16 protein-coding genes are annotated in these 19703 nt (G+C 74.0%); 12 read left to right on the top strand and 4 right to left on the bottom strand.

Translation table 11 applies throughout. The annotated features are described in order from the left end of the window. Positions 1-87 precede the first annotated feature (87 nt). The 8 genes from AB5970_RS12950 to AB5970_RS12915 all read left to right on the top strand — a co-directional run bounded on the left by AB5970_RS12950 (position 88) and on the right by AB5970_RS12915 (position 9773). A complete protein-coding gene (locus AB5970_RS12950) occupies positions 88-762 on the top strand; it encodes a hypothetical protein (RefSeq protein ID WP_370504355.1) in 675 nt (224 codons plus the stop codon). 42 nt (positions 763-804) lie between these two features. Continuing rightward, positions 805-1194: an ArsR/SmtB family transcription factor gene (locus AB5970_RS12945; RefSeq protein WP_370504354.1), complete on the top strand. Its 390-nt coding sequence runs from the start codon at positions 805-807 to the stop codon at positions 1192-1194. After that, positions 1191-2924: a SulP family inorganic anion transporter gene (locus AB5970_RS12940; RefSeq protein ID WP_370504367.1), complete on the top strand. Its 1734-nt coding sequence runs from the start codon at positions 1191-1193 to the stop codon at positions 2922-2924. Before AB5970_RS12945 ends, AB5970_RS12940 begins: the two co-directional genes overlap by 4 nt. Before the next feature lie 49 nt (positions 2925-2973). After that, positions 2974-4680 (top strand): cation:proton antiporter, encoded by a 1707-nt coding sequence (locus AB5970_RS12935; protein ID WP_370504353.1) that lies wholly within the window; start codon positions 2974-2976, stop codon positions 4678-4680. A gap of 115 nt (positions 4681-4795) precedes the next feature. Next, complete coding sequence (gene adhE / locus AB5970_RS12930; protein WP_404990711.1) at positions 4796-7531, top strand: bifunctional acetaldehyde-CoA/alcohol dehydrogenase; 2736 nt, start codon at positions 4796-4798, stop codon at positions 7529-7531. 136 nt (positions 7532-7667) lie between these two features. Further along, entirely contained in the window at positions 7668-8171 is a 504-nt protein-coding gene (locus tag AB5970_RS12925; RefSeq protein WP_370504352.1) for a hypothetical protein, read from the top strand. Positions 8172-8358: 187 nt separating this feature from the next. Next, positions 8359-8487, top strand: coding sequence for a molybdopterin oxidoreductase (locus AB5970_RS12920; protein ID WP_175346467.1), 129 nt, complete (start codon positions 8359-8361; stop codon positions 8485-8487). A 62-nt stretch (positions 8488-8549) separates the two neighbouring features. Beyond that, positions 8550-9773 (top strand): pyridoxal phosphate-dependent aminotransferase, encoded by a 1224-nt coding sequence (locus AB5970_RS12915; protein WP_370504351.1) that lies wholly within the window; start codon positions 8550-8552, stop codon positions 9771-9773. Between the two features lies 1 nt (position 9774). On the opposite strand, the gene AB5970_RS12910 is transcribed toward AB5970_RS12915, so the two are convergent. Together AB5970_RS12910 and AB5970_RS12905 are read right to left on the bottom strand one after the other, a co-directional pair. After that, the gene (locus AB5970_RS12910) at positions 9775-12900 is read right to left on the bottom strand and encodes an Ig-like domain-containing protein (RefSeq protein WP_370504350.1); all 3126 of its coding nucleotides are present in this window, start codon (positions 12898-12900) and stop codon (positions 9775-9777) included. A gap of 208 nt (positions 12901-13108) precedes the next feature. Continuing rightward, the gene (locus AB5970_RS12905; protein WP_370504349.1) at positions 13109-14410 is read right to left on the bottom strand and encodes a multidrug effflux MFS transporter; all 1302 of its coding nucleotides are present in this window, start codon (positions 14408-14410) and stop codon (positions 13109-13111) included. 72 nt (positions 14411-14482) lie between these two features. Between AB5970_RS12905 and AB5970_RS12900 the strand changes: the two genes are divergently transcribed. Beyond that, positions 14483-15220, top strand: coding sequence for an SOS response-associated peptidase (locus AB5970_RS12900; protein WP_370504348.1), 738 nt, complete (start codon positions 14483-14485; stop codon positions 15218-15220). Here AB5970_RS12900 and AB5970_RS12895 read toward each other — a convergent pair. Together AB5970_RS12895 and AB5970_RS12890 are read right to left on the bottom strand one after the other, a co-directional pair. Continuing rightward, a complete protein-coding gene (locus tag AB5970_RS12895; protein ID WP_370504347.1) occupies positions 15217-16296 on the bottom strand; it encodes an adenylate/guanylate cyclase domain-containing protein in 1080 nt (359 codons plus the stop codon). The genes AB5970_RS12900 and AB5970_RS12895 overlap by 4 nt on opposite strands. A 14-nt stretch (positions 16297-16310) precedes the next feature. Further along, positions 16311-17162 (bottom strand): biotin--[acetyl-CoA-carboxylase] ligase, encoded by an 852-nt coding sequence (locus tag AB5970_RS12890; RefSeq protein ID WP_370504365.1) that lies wholly within the window; start codon positions 17160-17162, stop codon positions 16311-16313. Positions 17163-17276: 114 nt separating this feature from the next. Between AB5970_RS12890 and AB5970_RS12885 the strand changes: the two genes are divergently transcribed. Genes AB5970_RS12885 through AB5970_RS12875 form a run of 3 tightly spaced genes read left to right on the top strand, consistent with a single transcriptional unit; the run spans position 17277 to position 19670 of the window. Continuing rightward, the gene (locus tag AB5970_RS12885; RefSeq protein ID WP_370504346.1) at positions 17277-18878 is read left to right on the top strand and encodes an acyl-CoA carboxylase subunit beta; all 1602 of its coding nucleotides are present in this window, start codon (positions 17277-17279) and stop codon (positions 18876-18878) included. Next, entirely contained in the window at positions 18875-19453 is a 579-nt protein-coding gene (locus AB5970_RS12880) for a hypothetical protein (protein ID WP_370504345.1), read from the top strand. The genes AB5970_RS12885 and AB5970_RS12880 overlap by 4 nt, the downstream gene beginning before the upstream one ends. Beyond that, complete coding sequence (locus AB5970_RS12875; protein ID WP_370504344.1) at positions 19446-19670, top strand: acyl-CoA carboxylase subunit epsilon; 225 nt, start codon at positions 19446-19448, stop codon at positions 19668-19670. Before AB5970_RS12880 ends, AB5970_RS12875 begins: the two co-directional genes overlap by 8 nt. Positions 19671-19703: the final 33 nt, after the last annotated feature.

Raw genomic sequence — 19703 nt, 5'->3', positions numbered from 1 at the left:
GACGAGGAGCGCGCTCGGGGCGCGATCGGGCCTCTGACCTGGGGTAGGAAGGACGCGCGCACCCCCACCACCCGAAGGACCGTCACCGTGCCCCCTCGCCGCCGACCGGCCCGCGCGCTCGCCGCGGTCGCCCTGGCCGCCGTGCTGCTCACCGGCTGCTCCGCCGGGGCCGACTGGTCCCGCCCCCGCACCGGACCGACCGCCGTGGGTGTCCTCGGGGCGGGGTTCGTCGACCCCTCCGCGCCGCCCTCCCCGGAGGCGACCATCGACCCGCGACCGGGCTCGTGGGACGGCATCGGGCCGCCGCCGGGGTACCGCGTGGTGCTCCTGACCTCGGGCGACGACGCCCCGACCCGGGCGCTGGTCGACGCCGTGACCGCCTGGGCGGACGACGAGCGCGTCGACCTGCGCACCGTGACCGCGACCGGCGCCGACGACCTCGTGCCGAGCATCACCGAGGCCCTCGGGATGCACGCGGACCTCGTCGTCAGCGCCGGCAACGCCCTGGTGGACCCGCTGGCCGTCGTGAGCGCGAGCCACCTCGACCAGCCGTTCCTCGTGGTCGGCGCGGAGCTCGCCGAACCCACCCACAACGTGACGGCCGTCGACTGGTCCGGCGCCTCGTTCCGCGGGGAGGGCCTCGGCACGTCCTCCACGTACGACGCCGCCTCGTTCACGCCCGAGCGCTGCGCGGCGGCCGTCCGCGCGGGCGTCGCGGCCGTCGTCTCAGGGGTGACCGGGATCGTGGTCTGGATCGACTGAGGGCTGGTCGGCAGTGACTTGATTGATTGCTAAACTCCTCAAGTGCCCACGACCGCGACCACCGCGCCGCTGTACGCCATCAAGGCCGAGCTCTTCCGCTCGCTGGCGCACCCCACCCGCATCCAGGTGCTCGAGGTGCTCAGCGCGGCCGAGGATCACGCCGCGCCGGTGAGCCGGCTCCTGGACGCGACGGGCGCGGAGGCGTCGGCGCTCTCGCAGCACCTGGCCGTGCTCAAGCGCGCGGGGGTCGTGACGTCCGCGCGCACGGGGAACGCCGTCGAGTACCGCCTCAGCCGGCCGCTGGTGGCCGAGCTGCTGGTGGTGGCGCGGGCGTTCCTGCGCGAGACCCTGGCCGCCTCCGGCTCCCAGCTGGCCGCCGCGGACGACCTGCCGCCGCTGCCGGACCAGCGTGCGGGCGGTGACGCGTCCTGAGCTGGTCACCGCGCGGGCTGCTGCCGACCCGCACCGATCTCGACCTGCGCCCGCGCACCCTGCGGGCCGATGCCGTCGCCGGCGTGACCGTCGGCATCGTCGCGCTGCCGCTCGCCCTCGCGTTCGGCGAGAGCACGGGCGTCGGGCCGGCGGCGGGCCTGGTCACCGCGGTCGTCGCCGGGATCGTCGCCGCGGTGTTCGGGGGCTCCCGCGTGCAGGTCTCCGGGCCGACCGGGGCGATGGCCGTGGTGCTGGCGCCGATCGTCGCCCAGCACGGACCGGCGGTGGTCCCGCTGGTGGCCCTGCTCGCCGGCGCGATCGTCCTGCTGGCGGGCGCCGCCCGGCTCGGCCGCGTGGTGACCTTCATCCCGTGGCCGGTGGTCGAGGGCTTCACGCTGGGCATCGCGACGATCATCTTCCTGCAGCAGGTGCCCGCGGCGGTCGCCGTCCACGCCCCGCCCGGCGGCCGTCCCCTCGCCGTGGCGGTCGACGCCCTCACGCACCCGGGACAGGGCACGGCCTGGGCCCTGGCGACCGTGGCCGCGGTCGCGGCCATCATGGTCGTGCTGCCCCGGTTGCTGCCCGGGCTGCCCGCGTCCCTCGTGGCCATCGTCGCCGTCACGATCGCCGCGCGGCTCGCCGACGCGCCCCTGGCCCGGATCGGCGCGCTGCCCGACTCGCTCCCCCTGCCGGCGCTGCCCGCGGTCGACCCCGGCCTGCTCCGGTCGCTGCTCGGGCCGGCCGTCGCGGTGGCCGCGCTGGCCGCGATCGAGTCCCTGCTCTCCGCCCGGGTCGCCGCCGCCATGCCGGTGCCGCCCGCCCGCGACGGGTCCGCCCCGGACTCCGAGACCGACGCGCGCCGCTACGACCCCGACCGCGAGCTCGTCGGGCAGGGCCTGGCCTCGCTCGCGTCCGGCGTGTTCGGCGGGATGCCCGCGACCGGCGCCATCGCCCGGACCGCGGTCAACGTCCGGGCCGGGGCCCGCACGCGGCTCGCCGCCGTCACCCACTCGCTCGTGATCCTCGCCGTCATCTCCCTCGCCACCGGACCGGTCTCGGCGATCCCCCTGGCGGCCCTCGCCGGTGTGCTCATGGTGACGGCGACCCGCATGGTCTCGGTCGCGGCCGTGCGGGCGGTCCTCACGTCCACCCGCGCGGACGCGGTCGTGCTGGTGGTCACGGCCGCGATCACCATCGCGGTGGACCTCATCGAGGCCGTCCAGATCGGCCTGGTGGTCGCCGCCTTCTTCGCGCTGCGCGCCGTGGCCAAGGCCACCTCCGTCCACCGTGAGCCCCTGCCCGGACCGGCGCACGCCGGCGACGAGCACATCGCCCTCTACCGGCTGGACGGCGCGATGTTCTTCGGGGCCGCCGACCGGATCGGCGCCGAGATCCGGGCCGACGCCGACGCGCTCGTCGTCGTGCTGCGCCTGTCCCAGCTCCGCCTGGTCGACGCGACGGGCGCGCACGCGCTGGCCGAGCTGGTCGCCCACCTGGAGCTCGCCGGCGTCACGGTCCTGGTCAAGGGGGTCCGGCCCGCGCACCTGCCGCTGCTCACCCGCGTCGGGGTGCTCGACGAGCTGCGCCACGAGAACCACCTGTTCGACGACCTCGCGCCCGCGATCGCGCACGCCCGGTCCCATGTCGCCCGGTCCCGCCTCCCGGCCGCGCGGCCGGGCGCGGTGGACGCACCGACCGGGACCGTCCCCCGGCCGCGCGCGCGGTCGTGACCGCTGGGTAGGGTCGCTCCGACCGCAGACGTCGGGCGAGAGGGGCTCCGTGCACAACGTCGAGCTCTTCGTGCTGGTCACCGGCGCGGTCGCGGTCACCGCGGTCTGCCGACGACGAGGATGGCCCGCCCCGCTCGTCCTGGTCGCCGCCGCGATCGTCGTGTCGTTCGTGCCGGGCGTCCCGCGGTACGAGATCGAGCCGGAGATCCTGCTCGAGTTCGTGCTGCCGCCGCTGCTTTACTCCGCTGCGCTCTCCAGCTCGTACCGCGACTTCCGGTCGTCGCTGAACTCGATCACCCGCCTCGGGGTGGGCCTGGTGCTGGTCACCGCCGTCGCGGTCGCGCTCGTGTTCTGGTGGACGGAGCCGTCGGTCCCGTTCGCCGCCGCGCTCGTGCTCGGCGCCGTCGTGGCGCCGCCCGATGCGGTGGCCGCGGCCGCGGTCGGCAAGCGCCTGGGCCTGCCCCGCCGCGTGATGACCCTGCTGTCCGGCGAGAGCCTGATCAACGACGCCACGTCACTGACGCTGTACAAGGTCGCGATCGCCGGCGTGGCCACGGGTGCCTGGGCCATCGCGGACGGCGTGGCCGTGTTCGCGCTCGCGGTCGGCGCCGGGGTGGCCGTCGGGCTGGTGCTCGCGTGGGTGGTGCACACGGTCCGGCTGCGCCTCGACGACCCCGTGGTGGCCTCGGCGATCGGGCTGCTCACCCCCTTCGCCGCCTACTGGCTGGGCGAGGAGCTGCACGGCTCCGGGGTGCTCGCGGTGGTCGCCGCAGGCCTCTACCTCGGCCACACCTCGCCGCGCGCGGGGTACGCCACCCGGCTCTACGAGGAGCCCATCTGGTCCACGGTCGACCTGGTGCTGGAGTCGTTCACGTTCGCGCTCATCGGCGTCCAGCTGCCGTGGGTGGTGCGCGACGTCGTCGCCTCCGACCAGGGCGTGCGGCACGGGATCGCGGTGTCGCTGCTGGTGCTGCTGGTCGCCATCCTGGTGCGGCCGGTCTACATCTTCCTCACCGCGCGGTTCGACAACCTGCGGCTGCGGGGCAGCCACCGACCACCCCAGGACTCGCTGTCCGCGCGCGAGTCGGCCGTCGTGTCGTGGGCCGGCATGCGCGGCGTGGTGACGCTGGCGGCGGCCGCGGCGATCCCGGTGACCAGCGCGGGCGCGCCGTTCCCCGAGCGTGCGACGCTGCAGCTCGCGGCCTACACCGTCGCCATCGGCACGCTGCTGGTGCAGGGGCTCACGCTGCCCTGGGTGATCACGCGGCTGGGCGTCGGGTCCGCCGACGAGACCGCGCAGGACGCCGCGCAGGAGGCCGCGGTCCGGGTGGCCACCGCCGACGCGGTGCACGACGTGCTCGAGCGGCAGCGCGCCGACTGGAGCGCGCACCTGGGGCCGGAGCGGGCCGGCGAGCTCATCGACCGCCTGTCCGGCGTGTGGCGGGCGCGGGCCACCGCGGCGGCGGTGATGCTCGACCCGGACTCCGCGGACGAGCTGGTGCCCGAGCAGGCCGACCCCACGGACGTGTCCGGCGCGCTCCGCGAGGTCAGCCCGACGCGCGTCCCCACCCCCGAGGAGGGCCTGCGCACGCAGCGCCTGCGCCGCGAGATCGTCGCCGCGCAGCGCGAGGTGCTCATGGACCGCCGCGACTCGGGCGAGCTGGACGAGGCCGTGATGCGCCGCATGATGCGCGAGCTCGACCTCGAGGACGAGAGCCTGTCGTCGTCCTGGATCGAGCGCGTCCAGAAGCGATGAGGGGACGTTCGGCCCACCAATCCGGCCGTCTTCGTCCGTAGCGTCGAGAGCGTCAGTTCGCACGGGTTTCCTCCGTCCGGCTCGACACCCATCCGCCTCGACAGGGAGAACAACCGTGACCACGGATCACGCCACGTCCCGCACGACTGCCGCGAAGGCGCGCACCGCCCCCCAGGAGGTGGACCCCGCCCCCGCGATCGACCAGCTGGTGGCGAACGGCGCCAAGGCCCTGGTCGAGTACGCGCGGTTCACGCAGGAGGACGTCGACCACCTCGTCAAGAAGGCCTCCGTCGCTGCGCTGGACAAGCACGGCGAGCTCGCCGTCCTCGCGGTCAAGGAGACCAAGCGCGGCGTGTTCGAGGACAAGGCCGTGAAGAACATCTTCGCGTGCGAGCACGTCACCAACTCGATGGCGTCGCTGAAGTCCGTCGGCGTGATCTCCCGCGACGAGCTCACCGGCATCACGGAGATCGCCGAGCCCGTGGGCGTCATCTGCGGCGTCACCCCGGTGACCAACCCGACGTCGACCACCATCTTCAAGTCGCTCATCGCGCTCAAGACGCGCAACCCCATCGTGTTCGCCTTCCACCCGAGCGCGCAGGCGTCCTCCGTCGCCGCCGCCCGCGTGGTGCGCGACGCCGCGGTCGCCGCGGGCGCCCCCGAGCACTGCATCCAGTGGGTCGAGACGCCGTCGATCAACGCGACGAACACCCTCATGAACCACCCCGGCATCGCGCTCATCCTGGCCACCGGCGGCAACGCGATGGTCCGCGCGGCGTACTCGTGCGGCAAGCCCGCGCTGGGCGTCGGCGCCGGCAACGTGCCCGCCTACATCGAGAAGTCCGCGAAGCTGCAGCGGGCCGTGAACGACGTCGTGCTCTCCAAGGCGTTCGACAACGGCATGGTCTGCGCGTCCGAGCAGGCCGTCATCCTCGACGACGCGATCTACGACGCCGCGATGGCCGAGTTCGCCGTGCTGCACGCCTACCGCGCGAACGCCGCCGAGAAGGCGCTGCTGGAGAAGTTCATCTTCGGCGTCGAGGCCGAGGGCAAGAACTGCGCCGACGCCAAGCTCAACGCCTCGGTCGTGGGGCAGACGCCCCAGTGGATCGCGGAGCACGCCGGCTTCACCGTGCCGGACGACACCTCGATCATCCTGGCCGAGGTCAGCGGCGTCGGCCCGCACGAGCCGCTGACGCGCGAGAAGCTCGCGCCGGTGCTGGCCGTGCTGCGCGCCGAGTCCACCGAGCACGGCATCCGTTTGGCCGAGCAGATGGTGGAGTTCGACGGTCTCGGCCACTCCGCCGCCATCCACACGCAGGACGACGCCCTCACGGAGGAGTTCGGCAGCCGGGTCAAGGCTGTCCGCGTCATCGCCAACGCGCCCTCGTCGCTGGGCGGGATCGGCGACATCTACAACGCGTTCATCCCGTCGCTGACCCTCGGCTGCGGTTCGTACGGCCACAACTCGGTGTCCAACAACGTCTCGGCGGTGAACCTGGTGAACATCAAGCGGATCGGCCGCCGGAACAACAACCTGCAGTGGTTCAAGGTGCCGGCCAAGACGTACTTCGAGCCGAACGCGATCCGCTACCTCTCCGACATGCCCGACGTCGAGCGGGTCACCATCGTCACCGACGCGACCATGACCACCCTCGGCTTCGTCGACAAGATCATCGACGTCCTGGGCCGTCGCGCCAACAAGGTCGCGCTGCAGATCATCGACCAGGTCGAGCCCGAGCCGTCCGTGAAGACGGTCCAGGCCGGCGCCGCGCAGATGCGCCACTTCAAGCCGGACACGATCATCGCGCTCGGCGGCGGCTCGCCCATGGACGCCGCCAAGGTCATGTGGCTGCTGTACGAGCACCCGGAGATCCAGTTCTCCGACCTCAAGCAGAAGTTCTTCGACGTGCGCAAGCGCGCGTTCAAGTTCCCCGTGCTGGGCGAGCTCGCGCAGCTGGTCTGCATCCCGACCACGTCGGGCACCGGCGCCGAGGTCACCCCGTTCGCCGTGATCAGCGACCCGGACGCCGGCAAGAAGTACCCGCTGGCCGACTACGCGCTGACCCCGTCGGTCGCCATCATCGACCCGATCCTCACCTCGAAGATGCCGGCGTCGCTCGCGGCCGACTCGGGCTTCGACGCCCTCACGCACGCCACCGAGGCGTACGTCAGCGTCTACGCCAACGACTTCACCGACGGCATGGCGATGCAGGCCGTGCGCCTCATCTTCGAGAACCTGGCGACGTCCGTGAACGGCGACCCGACCGACCCGGCCACGCAGGACGCCCGGGAGTCGATGCACAACGCAGGCACGATCGCCGGCATGGCCTTCGGGAACTCGTTCCTGGGGATCGTGCACGCGATGGCGCACGTGGTCGGCTCGACCTACCACCTGGTGCACGGCCGCACGAACGCGACCCTGCTCCCGCACGTCATCCGCTACAACGGCACGGTGCCCACCAAGCTCACCAGCTGGCCCAAGTACGAGCACTACGTCGCCCCCGAGCGGTTCCAGCAGCTCGCGGCGATGCTGGGCCTGCCGGCGTCGACCCCGGCGGAGGGCGTCGAGTCCTACGCGCTGGCCGTCGAGTCGCTGCGGGCGCGCGTGGGGATCCCGTCCTCGTTCCAGGCGCAGGGCGTCGCCGAGCAGGAGTTCCTCGCGCGGCTCGACGAGGTCGCCATGGGCGCGTACGAGGACCAGTGCGCCCCGGCGAACCCCCGGATGCCGATGATCGGCGACATGAAGGACCTCATGACTGCGGCCTACTACGGAACGTCCTTGGGCGACGTCCGGGCCCGCCGCAGCGAGCAGCCCACGACGGACCGGGTCCCCTCCCCCGCGTCGTAAGCAGCTCGCCCCCGACGCCCCGCCCACGCCTGCGTGGGCGGGGCGTCGGCCTTTCCCGGCGGGCGTGTCGCGGCGCCGACGGGCAGACTGTGGGACCGGCCCGACCCCGCCACGCTGCCGACCACCGGAGGAACGCATGCCCCGCCCGATCCGCCCCCGCCTCGCCCGCGTCGGAGCGCCCCTGGTCGCCGCCCTCCTCGCCGCCGGGCTGACCGCGTGCTCCGACGCCGACATCGACGGCGCCGCGCAGAAGGCCAAGGACGCCGCCACGCAGGCCCAGAGCGCGGTCGCCGACCTCAAGGCCCAGGTGGACGACGCCAAGGCCGAGGCCGACGCCGCCGCGCAGAAGATCACCGACCTCAAGGACCAGCTGGGCGACCTCGACGCCTCCGCGACCAAGGCCGTCACCGACGCGCAGTCCGCCGTGGCCGACGCGCAGGACGCGCTCGACAAGGCCAAGGCCGACGGCTCCGCCGCCTCGCAGCAGGCGCTGGCCGACGCCGAGGCCCAGGTGGCCGACGCCCAGAGCGAGCTCGACGCCGCCAAGGCGAACGCCACCGGGTCCGCGGCCGACGGCCTCAACCAGATCGCGCAGCAGCTGGCCACCCTGAGCGACAAGCTCAAGGCCGCCGGCAGCTGATCCCGACCGAAGGCCGGCATCGTGTGCCGGACGGCGATCCGTCGCGTGCTCGTCCTTCCCCCAGCGGCGGCGACGAACGTCGGCATCGTGTCTCCGGACGGCGATCCGTTGCGTGCCGATCGGGTGAATTCCGCCCCCGTCGGCGCGGGATGTTGTACCTGGAGCGGCACGTGCCGATCTTCTAGGTATGGCCGAACGTCAGGCGCAGCGGGTTCTGCGGCGACACCACGTGGAGTGGTGGATCGTCGCAGCCTGGGCGTCCCTTGCGCTGGTCGTGGTCGCGGGCCTCACCGCCGCGACCGGACTGGTGAGCTGAGCGCACGCGCTCCCCGACCCGTCGGCGACGGGTCGGCTCCCGGTCACCCCTAACCTCGTGCCATGACCGCACCTCGCTGGCAGGACGTCGCCCGCGCGACCGGGCTGATGGGCGACGACGGCGTCCCCCGGGCCACGGTGTTCGCCGAGATGTCCGCCCTCGCCGCGCGCACCGGTGCCGTCAACCTGGGCCAGGGCTTCCCGGACGTCGACGGCCCCGCCTCGATCGCCCGGGCGGCCGCCGACGCGATCGCGGCCGGGGCCAACCAGTACCCGCCCGGCCCGGGCATCCCGGCGCTGCGGCAGGCCGTCGCCGAGCACCAGGCGTCGAGGTACGGCCTGCGGTGGGACCCGGACACGCAGGTGCTGATCACCGCGGGGGCCACCGAGGCGATCGCCGCGACCGTGCTCGCGCTCGCGGGCCCGGGCGACGAGGTGCTCACGCTCGAGCCGTTCTACGACTCGTACGCCGCCGTCATCGCCCTGGCCGGCGCCGCCCACACGACGGCCCCGCTGCGCGCGACCCCGGACGGCTTCCGCCTCGACCTGGAGGCGCTGGCGGCGGCCTTCACGCCCCGGACCCGGCTCGTCCTGGTGAACACCCCGCACAACCCGACCGGCACGGTGCTGACGCGCGACGAGCTCGCGGCGATCGCCCGGCTGGCGGTCGCGCACGACGCCCTGGTGGTCACCGACGAGGTGTACGAGCACCTGGTGCTCGACGGGCACGGGGCCGTGCACGTGCCGATCGCCACCCTGCCGGGCATGGCGGAGCGGACCCTGACCATCTCGTCGGCGGGCAAGACGTTCTCGTTCACCGGCTGGAAGATCGGCTGGGTGACCGGGCCCGAGCACCTGGTCACCGCGGTGCGGACCGTCAAGCAGTTCCTCACCTACGTCAACGGCGCGCCGTTCCAGCCGGCGATCGCCTTCGCGCTGCGCGACCCCGACGTCGCCGCCTGGGTGGTCGAGCTCGCGGCGTCGCTGTCCCGGCGGCGGGACCTGCTCTGCGGCGGGCTCGAGGACGCCGGGTTCGCGGTGGTGCGGCCGCAGGGCACCTACTTCGTGCTGGCGGACGCGACGCCGCTCGGCTACGACGACGGCGCCGCGCTGTGCCGCGACCTGCCCGGGCTCGCCGGGGTCGTCGGGGTGCCCGTCACGGCCTTCACGCATGCCGGCTCGGAGGTCGACGCCGCGCTGCGGTCCTGGGTCCGGTTCACGTTCGTCAAGCGCGAGGAGGTGCTGGCGCAGGCCGTCGCGGGCCTGCACCGGCTCCACCGCGGCTGAGCTAGCGGGTCAGTCGCCGCCGGCCGACCGCGAGCGCCAGGCCCGCCCCCACCAGCGAGAACGCGACGAGCAGTCCGGTCACGGGGTCGGCGCCGGTGGTGGCCAGCGAGTCGGCGTGACCGCTGCGCCCCCCGATCCGCACGGACACCCGCAGCGTGCTCGGGGCGCGGGCGGCCGGTGCCGCGGCCGCAGGCGGCGCGGCGGGGACCGAGACCGTCACCTGGAGCACCGGGGCGGCGACCGTGGAGATCGGCGGCGGCGGGTAGGTCACCGTCATCGTCGCGGTCACGGTCTGGCCCGCGGTGTTCGTCACCTCGTACACCAGGTCGGCGTCGCCCTGGAAGCCGGGCACGGGCGTGAACACCACCGTCCCGGTGCTGACGCCGGTGCCGATCGTCCAGGTGCCCTCCCCGGGCACGGTCACCGAGCTCACCGGCAGGCCGCTGACCGGGTCGCGCAGCAGCACGCTGGCCGGGTCCCACGCCAGGTTGTCGCCCGGCACGTCGTTCACCAGCTCGGTGAGCGACGTCGGCGTCCCGGGCACCCCGGTGGCGGTGTCGTCGACCGCGTGCGCCCGCTGCACCGGCGCCGTCACGTGGATGGTCACCGTGGCGTCGGAGGTCTGGCCGGCCGAGTCGGTCGTCGTGTAGGTGAAGGTGTCGGTGCCGCCCCAGCCCGCCGGCGGCGTGTACGTGTAGCTGCCGTCCGGGGCGACGGTGACCGTGCCGTGGGCGGGGGTGCCGACGGCGGTCACCGTGAGGTCCGAGCCCGCGTCGTTGACCAGGACGCCGCTCGCGGTGCCCGTCGCCGCGACGTTGGCCGGGACCGTGCCGAGGTCGTCGTCGGCGGCCTGGGGGGTGACCGTGATGGTCACGGTGGCGCCGTCGGAGAGCAGGCCCGACGACGCGACGTACGTGAAGGTGTCGGTGCCCGAGAAGTCGTGGTCCGGCGTGTAGACCAGCGCGCCGGTGGGGTCCAGGGTGACCGTGCCGTGCGCCGGCGTCGACGCCGAGCCGGCCACCAGGGGGGTGCCCGAGTCGTTGGCCAGGACGCCCGCGGCCGGCACGGACAGCGGCGTGTTCACCGCGGTGGTCCAGGCGTCGTCGGCGGCGAGCGGGGTCACGGTGAGGTGCACGGTCGCGGTGGTGGTCTGGCCGTAGTCGTCGGTGGCCGTGTACTGGAACGAGTCCGTGCCGACGTAGCCGGCGACGGGCGTGTAGGTGAAGGAGCCGTCGGCGCCCGTCGTGACCGTGCCGTGCGCGGGGACGGTGGCGCTGAGCACCGAGAGCCGGGTGCCCGCGTCGTTGACCAGCACGCCGGCGGCGGGCACGACGAGCGGGGTGCCCACCGGCGTCGTACCGGTGTCGTCGGCCGCGACCGGCGCCGCCGGGACCGGGAGCACGTCGAGCGACGTGGCGGTCTGCCGCGACGGGAAGTACGTCCACACGTCGAGGCCCTTGGCGTCGCCGAGCGTGCCGCCCGTGGTCGGGCAGTACTGGTTGGCGTTGAGGCCGGCGCCGTCACCGAACGCGCGGGCGCCGGTCGTGCTGTCGACGCCGGCCGTCGGGTCCGCGAACAGCTGGGCGGGCAGCGGCGTCGAGAACGCCGCGCAGACCGTGCCCGAGGCGAGGTCGCCCACCCGGATGCCGGCGCTGGACAGGTACGTGCGGTCGTCGTAGAACACTCGCGTGCAGTTGGTCCCGGTGCTGGCGGCGCCGGTGAACGGGCACGTGGCGTTCGGCGGGTTGAGCAGCGTGATGCTCGGGCCGCCCTGCGTCGAGCTCTCCACGTCGAGCATGGGCGCGTGGTACTCCCCCGCCCGCAGCACGGCCCGCACCGCGTACCCGTTCTTCACCGGCAGCGCGATCCCGCTGTTGTCGTTGCCGTCCCACGTCACGGTGAACGTGCCCGCGGCGACCACCCCGCGCAGCGCGCGGTTGCCGGGCAGGCCGGGGTCGAAGTTCGTGCCGTCGCGCGAGATGACGATCTCGTAGGTGCCCCCGGAGCCCGCGTCGAGGCGGAAGGTGCCGCCCTGGCCCACGTAGCTGCCGTGGCTGGTGGCGAGGCCGGTGAAGTCGACTGCGCTCAGGGTCGGCGGCACCGGTGCGGTGGGGATGCCCAGGGCGCCCAGCGTCTCGGGGGCCAGCGGCTCGAACGACAGCGGGTACTGCGGCGGCGCCAGGTGGACGCCGCCCACCAGCGCGGGCAGCGTCTGCGGGGCGGACCCGATGCCGACCACGTCGTGGTTGAGCGGGGTGGTCCCGTCGGCGTCGAGGAACCCCTCGCGGTTGCCGTAGAAGACGAAGCCGTTGGGGTCGAAGCCGTGCGTGTCGACCGAGTAGCGGTAGCCGTCGAGCGTGTTCAGGTACAGCTTCATGGTGACCGGCCGCGGGTTGCCGCCGGTGAAGCCCGCCAGGACGTACGTGAACGCGCGGCCCGGGATGTCGACGACGGACGCGCCGTCGGTCCCCGCGCGCACGGTGAGGTCCCAGGCGTTGACCGAGGAGCCCGCGGCCGCCAGGAAGCCGCCGGCCGGGTCGAGGTGCCGGTCCGGCGTGCCGTCGGCGGCGTTCGCGGTACCCGCGGAGCCGAAGAACGCGACCCGGTACAGCCCGGTGGTGGGGACCGTGTACACGCACGGCACGTAGCCCGCGGTGTTCTGCGTGCCGTCGACGGACTGCGCGCGGGCCAGCTCCTGGATGCGCGTGGTGAGTCGGCCGACGGGGCTCGCCGCGTCCGGCCGGTGCGCCGCGCAGCTGAACCCGTTGGCGCCGTCGACCACGGCCGGCAGGGTGGCCGCCTCGGGGTCGGGCACCACGCCCGGGTTCCAGATCGCGATGTCGGCGCTGCCCGTCCCGACCGAGGACGAGCTCGTGAGGATCTGCTCGCCCGCCCGCGCGAACACCGTGAACAGCGTCCGGCGCTGGATCCGGGTGTCCCCCGCCGGGCCGTAGGCGTTGGTCCGCCACTCGAGCGCGGCACGGCACGGGTGGCTCGCATCGCACGGGGCGTCCGACGCGCCCACCCGCGGGAACAGGTCGGCGCTGCCGGACGCCGCGGCGGGCACAGCGGCGCCGCCGAGCGCGAGCACGGCGACGAGGAGGCTGAGCGCGAGGCGACGCAGCATGCGGGGTCGGTCCTTCCGGCGGCCTCGCACGCACCGGGGTTCTCCAGGGCGTGCGGTGGTCGAGGCGGGTCGACGCGCACGCTAGGGACATCCGCGCACCCGCGGCAGGGCCGGACGGGTCAGGGGCGGACGGAAGGGGAATTCACCCGCCGAGCTTGTCCTGGGATGGGCGAAACGCCTGGTCAGGGCGTTCACCCGGACGTGTGCGTCAGACCGCCCAGGCACCGTCGCGGTGGTACGCCGGGGTGGCCAGCGCGAGCACCAGCAGGGCTGCCACGGAGGCACCGACCATGACGGCCGCCATCGCCACGGCGTCGCCGCCGAGCAGGCCCGACAGGGGGCTGACGATGCCCGAGACGCCCGCCTGGGTCGCCCCGATCACCGCGGCGGCGGTGCCGGCGACCTCGCCGTGCCGGCTGAGCGCCAGCGCCGAGGCGTTGGGCGGCACGAAGTTCACCATCGCGAGGATGAGCCACAGGACGACGAGCAGGGCGATGAGGCCGCCCCAGCCGGTGATCGCGATGCCCAGCAGGACCAGCGTGAGCCCCAGCGACACCGGCAGCACCACGCGCACGATCCGGATGGGCGCCACCCGGCGCACCAGGGCCGCGTTGACCTGCGCGCCGGCCACCAGCCCCATCCCGTTCACCGCGAACAGCAGCGAGAACTGGTGGGCCGACAGCCCGTAGCCCTCGCGCAGCACGAACGGAGACGCCACCACGTAGCTCATGAGCACCGCGACGCCGAGCCCCGGCAGGATCGCGAGCGCCACGAAGTGCCGGTCCCTCAGCAGCTTGCGGTAGCCGCCCAGCGCGGCGGTCAGGCCGCCCTGCCGGCGCCGCTCCGGGGGCAGCGTCTCGGGCAGCCGGCGCCAGACCACGACCCAGAGCACGACGCCGAAGACGGCGAGCGCGCCGAACACCGCACGCCAGCCCCACTGCCCGGCGATGAGACCGCCGACGGACGGGGCGAACAGCGGCGCGACGCCGATCACGAGCATGAGCCGGGACATCAGGCGCGACGCGTCCGCGCCGACGAACCGGTCCCGGATGACCGCCATGGCGACCACGCTGGCCGACGCGTTGAAGAAGCCCTGCATGGTCCGCAGCGCGATGAGCGGCACGATCGCCGGGGCGAGCGCGCAGAGGATCGACGTCACCACGTGCAGCGAGACCCCGACGAGCACGGGCTTGCGGCGCCCGAACCGGTCCGAGAGCGGGCCGATCACCAGCTGGCCCACGGCGCCGCCGATGAGCATCGCGGTCATGGTCAGCTGCGCCGCGGTGGCCGACGTGTGCAGGTCGCGCGCCACGTCCGGCAGGGACGGCAGGTAGATGTCGGTCGAGATGGCGGGCAGGGCGCACATCAGGCCCAGCAGCAGCACGTACTTGGCGTTCGGGCGGTACTGCGGGGCGGGTGCGGCCGCGGTCACCGGCACCACTCCTGGGGGGACGACGCCGGCGGCCGGCGCGGGGCCGGTCGGTGCGGGAGGGGTGGGGCGGGAGCTCATCGGGGACGATTCTCCCACAAATAACGAATCGATTCGATGCGTGCGTGGGGTGACGCCTGGCACGCTGGTCCCATGTGCGGTCGCTATGCCTCCTTCCGCGAGGACCAGGCGCTGGCGGACGAGTTCGCCATCGCCACGGTCGCCGACGACGTCCGGCTGCTCGGCCCGTCCTGGAACGTCGCCCCCACCGACGGCGTCCGCATGGTCGTGGAGCGCGCCGACAAGGAGACCGGGGAGATCACCCGGCAGCTGCGCGTGGCGCGCTGGGGCCTGGTGCCGTCGTGGGCGAAGGACATCTCGGTGGGCAACCGGATGATCAACGCGCGCGTCGAGTCGCTGACGGACAAGCCGGCGTTCGCGCGGCCGTTCGCCGTGCGCCGCGCGCTGCTCCCGGCCGACGGCTACTACGAGTGGAAGAAGCCCGACCCCGGCGCCACCAGCAAGCGCAAGCAGCCGTTCTACCTGCACCCCGCCGACGGGGACGTCGTGGCGCTCGCGGGCCTGTACGAGTTCTGGAAGGACCCCGGCAAGGCCGACGACGACCCCGAGCGCTGGGTGGTCAGCGCCACGGTCATCACGCGCCCGGCGTCCGAGGAGCTCGCGCACATCCACGACCGGCAGCCCCTCATGCTCCGCGCCGAGACGTGGTCGGCGTGGCTCGACCCCGCGGTCGGGGCGGACGGCGCGCGCGAGCTGCTGGAGACGCCGCCCCCGGAGATCGTCGCCACCCCGGTCTCGACGGCCGTCAACGCGGTCGCCAACAACGGCCCGTCGCTGGTGGACGAGGTCGACCCCGAGGCCGAGGGCTAGCTTGGCCGCGCCGCCCGGAGCCGGACGGGCGCCACGGTCCCGATCCCCGCCAGCCGGCGCGCGGGCCGCGGCTCCAGCACGAACCGCGAGTCGGTCGCGAGCACGTCGGCGGTCCCCGCGTCGACCAGCACGGTGCTGGGGTCGGCGATGTCGGTCAGGCGCGCGGCGAGGTTCACGTCGGGGCCGAACACGTCGCCGAACCGCGACAGGACCCGCCCCCAGACGAACCCGACCCGGACGGGGGTCACGCCGCGCGCGCCCTCGAAGAGGCCGCCCGTGGTGGTCTCGCGGTCGACGTCGAGCTCCTTGCCCAACGCCTCCGCGAGGCCGAGCGCGATGACCGCGCCGGTGCCCGGGCTGTCGGCGACGAACAGGACGGCGTCGCCGATCGTCTTCACGACGCGCCCGCCGGACGCGGAGACGACGTCGCGCGCGGCGGCCTCGAACCGCTGGACGAACTGCGAGAGGTCGGTGGACCCCAGCCCGGCGGTGCGGCGCGTGAACGAGACCATGTCGGCGAACCCGACGGCGCGCGCGAGCGGCAGGGCCGAGCTGTCGGGGCCGGGCGCGCGGAGCTGACCGAACTCGCCGGCGTACCGGCCCGCGATGGCGGCGAGCTGGCGGCGGTACGAGTGCACCAGCTGGGCCTCGAGCACGGGCGCCAGGGAGGCCAGCCGGTCGAGGACGAGCAGCCGCGCGGTGGTGTCGTCGAGCTCGTACCGCCCGGCCATGTCCTCCACCAGCGCCTCGACCTGCCACAGCGCGAGGCGGTCGGAGGTGTGGCCGAGGGCGCGGGTCACGGTCATGACGGTGCGCAGGTCCAGGCCGTGGTCGCGGACCAGGGCCGCCGCGCGGTCGATGGCCTCGGCGTCGCGCTCGGTGTAGATCGGGTCGTCCGGGTCCGCGTGCGGCAGGCCCATGGTGGTCCAGAACCCACGGACCACGTCGACCTCGATGCCGGCCCGTGCGGCCAGGTCCCGGGCGCTCAGGGTGCGGGGGCCGCCCAGCAGCTCGGCGTCGAGCTCACCCACCGTCGACTCGACGTAGTCGAGGTCCTGCGATCGTTCGTCGGGCACGGGTCGAGGGTAGTTCACCCCGCTGCGCGGACGTGGCGCACGTCACCCGCGAGCACGCGGTGCTCGGCGCCGGCCTCGTCGACGACGACCAGCGCGCCATCGTCGTCGAGACGCTCGGCCACACCGCCCACCGAGCCGCCGCCCGGCAGCTCGACGAGCACGCGCGTGCCCAGCGTGCTGCACACCGCCGCGACCTGGTCGGCCAGCCCCGACGCGCGCGCGTCGCCGCCGGAGTCGCGCCACCGCTGGGCCACCTCGAGCTGGGCCGCGACGAGCGCGACGAGCATCCCCTCGCGGTCGACGTGCCGCGCGCCCGCGAGCGCGAGCGAGGTCGCGCTGGGCACCGGCAGCTGCTCGGCCGTCTGGCTCACGTTGATGCCGATGCCGATGACCACGGCGGGCGGCTGCCCGGCCGGCAGGGCGACCACCTCGGCCAGGATGCCGCCGATCTTGCGGGCCGCGCCCCAGCCCTCGACCTCGGTGTCGGCGGGCACCAGCAGGTCGTTGGGCCACTTCAGCGTCGCGGGGACACCCGCGGTCGCCCGCAGCGCGTTCACGGCCCCGAGGCCGGCGAGCAGCCCGATCCAGCCGAACGACGCCGCCGGCACGGGCGGGTGGACGACGAAGCTGCAGGTCAGCGAGGTTCCGCGCGGCGTCTCCCAGGTCCGTCCGGCGCGCCCGCGGCCGCCGGCCTGGTGCTCGGCCACGAGCACGCTCGCGTCCGGCCACGAGGTCGGGTCCGCGCGCAGGTCGTCCGCCAGGTCGGTGTTGGTGGACCGGGTCTCGTCGACCACCTCGACCCGCGTCAGCGGGCCCGCGGGCGCGAGCAGCAGGTCGCGGAGCTCGGCGACGCGCAGGGGGGGCATCGTGGGCACAGCGCCCATGATGTCGCGCGTTGTGGGAACCCGACACCCCGGCGGCGGCAACACCGTGATCCGCCTGCACGTGCATGGTGGGCATCGACAACTAGCCTCGGTCGGGTGACAGACACCGAACAGCCCGTCGAGACGGCCCTGCGGACCACCGCCGCCAAGCTGGCCGACCTCGCGTCGCGGTACGACGCCGCCGCGATCGCCGAGCAGGCCGCGGTCGACAAGCAGCACGCGCGCGGCAAGCGGTCCGCCCGCGAGCGCATCGAGCAGCTCCTCGACCAGGGGTCGTTCACCGAGGTCGACGCGTTCGTGCGCCACCGGTCCACCAACTTCGGCCTGGACAAGAAGCGGATCGAGGGCGACGGGGTCGTCGTCGGCCACGGCACGGTCGACGGCCGGCCGGTCTGCATCTACTCGCAGGACTTCACGGTCTTCGGCGGCAGCCTGGGCGAGGTGCACGGCCAGAAGATCACCAAGGTCATGGACCTGGCGCTGCGCACGGGCGTGCCGCTCATCGGCATCAGCGACGGCGGCGGGGCGCGCATCCAGGAGGGTGTCGCGGCCCTCACGCAGTTCGCGGAGATCTTCCGCCGCAACGTCGCCGCGTCCGGCGTCATCCCGCAGATCAGCCTCATCCTCGGTCCGTCGGCCGGCGGCGCGGTGTACTCCCCCGCGCTCACCGACTTCATCGTGATGGCCGACGGCACGTCCAACATGTTCATCACCGGCCCCGACGTCATCCGCGCGGTCACCGGCGAGGACGTGGGCTTCGAGGAGCTGGGCGGCGCGACCACCCACAACACCCGGTCGGGCGTCGCGCACTACATGGCCGCCGACGAGGACGACGCGTTCGACTACGTGCGGTCGCTGCTGACCTACCTGCCGCAGAACAACCTCACGGACCCGGTGACGTTCGACCACCACACGGACCTGTCCGTGACGGAGACGGACGAGGAGCTGGACACGCTGCTGCCCGACTCCGACAACCAGCCGTACGACATGCGCACGGTCATCGAGCACGTGCTGGACGACGGCGTACTCCTCGAGGTCCAGCCGTTGTACGCCCAGAACGTGCTCATCGGGTTCGGCCACGTCGAGGGCCACCCGGTCGGCATCGTGGCCAACCAGCCCATGTCGATGGCCGGCACGCTGGACATCAACGCCGCCGAGAAGGCCGCCCGCTTCGTGCGCACGTGCGACGCGTTCAACATCCCCGTGCTCACGTTCGTCGACGTCCCCGGGTTCCTGCCGGGAACCGATCAGGAGTGGAACGGCATCATCCGGCGCGGCGCCAAGCTCATCTACGCCTACGCCGAGGCCACCGTCCCGCTCGTCACCGTGATCACCCGCAAGGCGTACGGTGGCGCGTACATCGTCATGGGCTCCAAGCAGCTGGGCGCCGACGTGAACCTCGCCTGGCCCACGGCACAGATCGCGGTCATGGGCGCCGGGGGCGCGGTGAACATCCTCCAGCGCGGCGCGCTCTCGTCGGTCGCGCAGGCGGGTGGCGACGTCGAGGCCGAGCGGCGACGCCTGACGGCCGAGTACGAGGAGGCCATCGTGAACCCCTGGGACGCCGCCGACCGCGGCTACGTCGACGCGGTCATCCCGCCCGCGCAGACCCGGGCGGAGATCACCAAGGCCCTGCGGCTGCTGCGCACCAAGCGCGCCAGCCTGCCCCCCAAGAAGCACGGGAACATCCCGCTGTGAGCGAGCACGAGCACGAGCACGCCGACCACGACGAGCACGGTGGCCACGACGACCACGCGCACGGCCCCGAGCCGCTGGTGGGCGTCGACCCGACCGACCTGCACGCCGCCGTCGCCGCCCTGGCCGCCGCGCTGCACGGCTACGTCGACGTCGCGGTCGGGGTCCGGGCCGAGTTCGGGTCCACGGAGGCCGACGAGGACCCCCGGATCCTGGCGCTGGAGTCGGAGGTCGGCGGGCTGAACGCGCGGCTGTACGACCTGCTGCACGAGCGCCTGGGCCTGCACGCCGACCTCACGGGCATGTCCTGGGGCGACGACGAGCACGGCGACGCGGACGCACCCCCGAGCGACGCCGAGATCGACACGTTCCACCTCGGCTTCGTCGTCGGCCCCCCGCCGACCACGTCCGACCTGTCGCTCGACTCGGTGCTCGACCTGGTCGAGCAGGGCGGCGCCGACCTGGCGCAACGCCTGGTGGACGCCGGGTTCGAGGTCGGCGAGTGGGGCGTGTCGCGCGGCGCGGCGGTCGCGTTCGAGGAGGACGAGGACGACGACGAGGAGGACTCCGATGAGTGACGCCCACGTCCAGGTGGTCCGCGGCACGCCCGACGACATGGAGCTCGCCGCGCTGGTGGCGGGCCTGATGGCCGCCGCGTCCGAGCGGGCGCGCCTCGCCGAGCTGGGCGACCGGGCCGTCGCCGCTCCGTGGGCTGATCGGCGGCGCACGATGCGGGGCACCCGGGTCGGCCTGCGCCCCGGCCCCGACGCCTGGCGCTGGAGCCTGCGCGGCTGACGCGGAAAGCGCGTGCTACCGCCCGGTATCGTC

The organism is Cellulomonas sp. ICMP 17802, assembly GCF_041295535.1.
Taxonomy (GTDB): domain Bacteria; phylum Actinomycetota; class Actinomycetes; order Actinomycetales; family Cellulomonadaceae; genus Cellulomonas.
Note: the sequence above shows the minus strand (reverse complement) of the source record. Positions and strands in the feature narration are given on the sequence as shown.

Bases quoted from the DNA above. Each gene is read 5' to 3' on its own strand.
- AB5970_RS12920 (WP_175346467.1), top strand. From the start codon at position 8,359: ATGGCCGAACGTCAGGCGCAGCGGGTTCTGCGGCGACACCACGTGGAG.
- AB5970_RS12905 (WP_370504349.1), bottom strand. From the start codon at position 14,410: ATGAGCTCCCGCCCCACCCCTCCCGCACCGACCGGCCCCGCGCCGGCC.
- AB5970_RS12910 (WP_370504350.1), bottom strand. From the start codon at position 12,900: ATGCTGCGTCGCCTCGCGCTCAGCCTCCTCGTCGCCGTGCTCGCGCTC.
- AB5970_RS12875 (WP_370504344.1), top strand. From the start codon at position 19,446: ATGAGTGACGCCCACGTCCAGGTGGTCCGCGGCACGCCCGACGACATG.
- AB5970_RS12925 (WP_370504352.1), top strand. From the start codon at position 7,668: ATGCCCCGCCCGATCCGCCCCCGCCTCGCCCGCGTCGGAGCGCCCCTG.
- AB5970_RS12890 (WP_370504365.1), bottom strand. From the start codon at position 17,162: ATGCCCCCCCTGCGCGTCGCCGAGCTCCGCGACCTGCTGCTCGCGCCC.
- AB5970_RS12900 (WP_370504348.1), top strand. From the start codon at position 14,483: ATGTGCGGTCGCTATGCCTCCTTCCGCGAGGACCAGGCGCTGGCGGAC.
- AB5970_RS12915 (WP_370504351.1), top strand. From the start codon at position 8,550: ATGACCGCACCTCGCTGGCAGGACGTCGCCCGCGCGACCGGGCTGATG.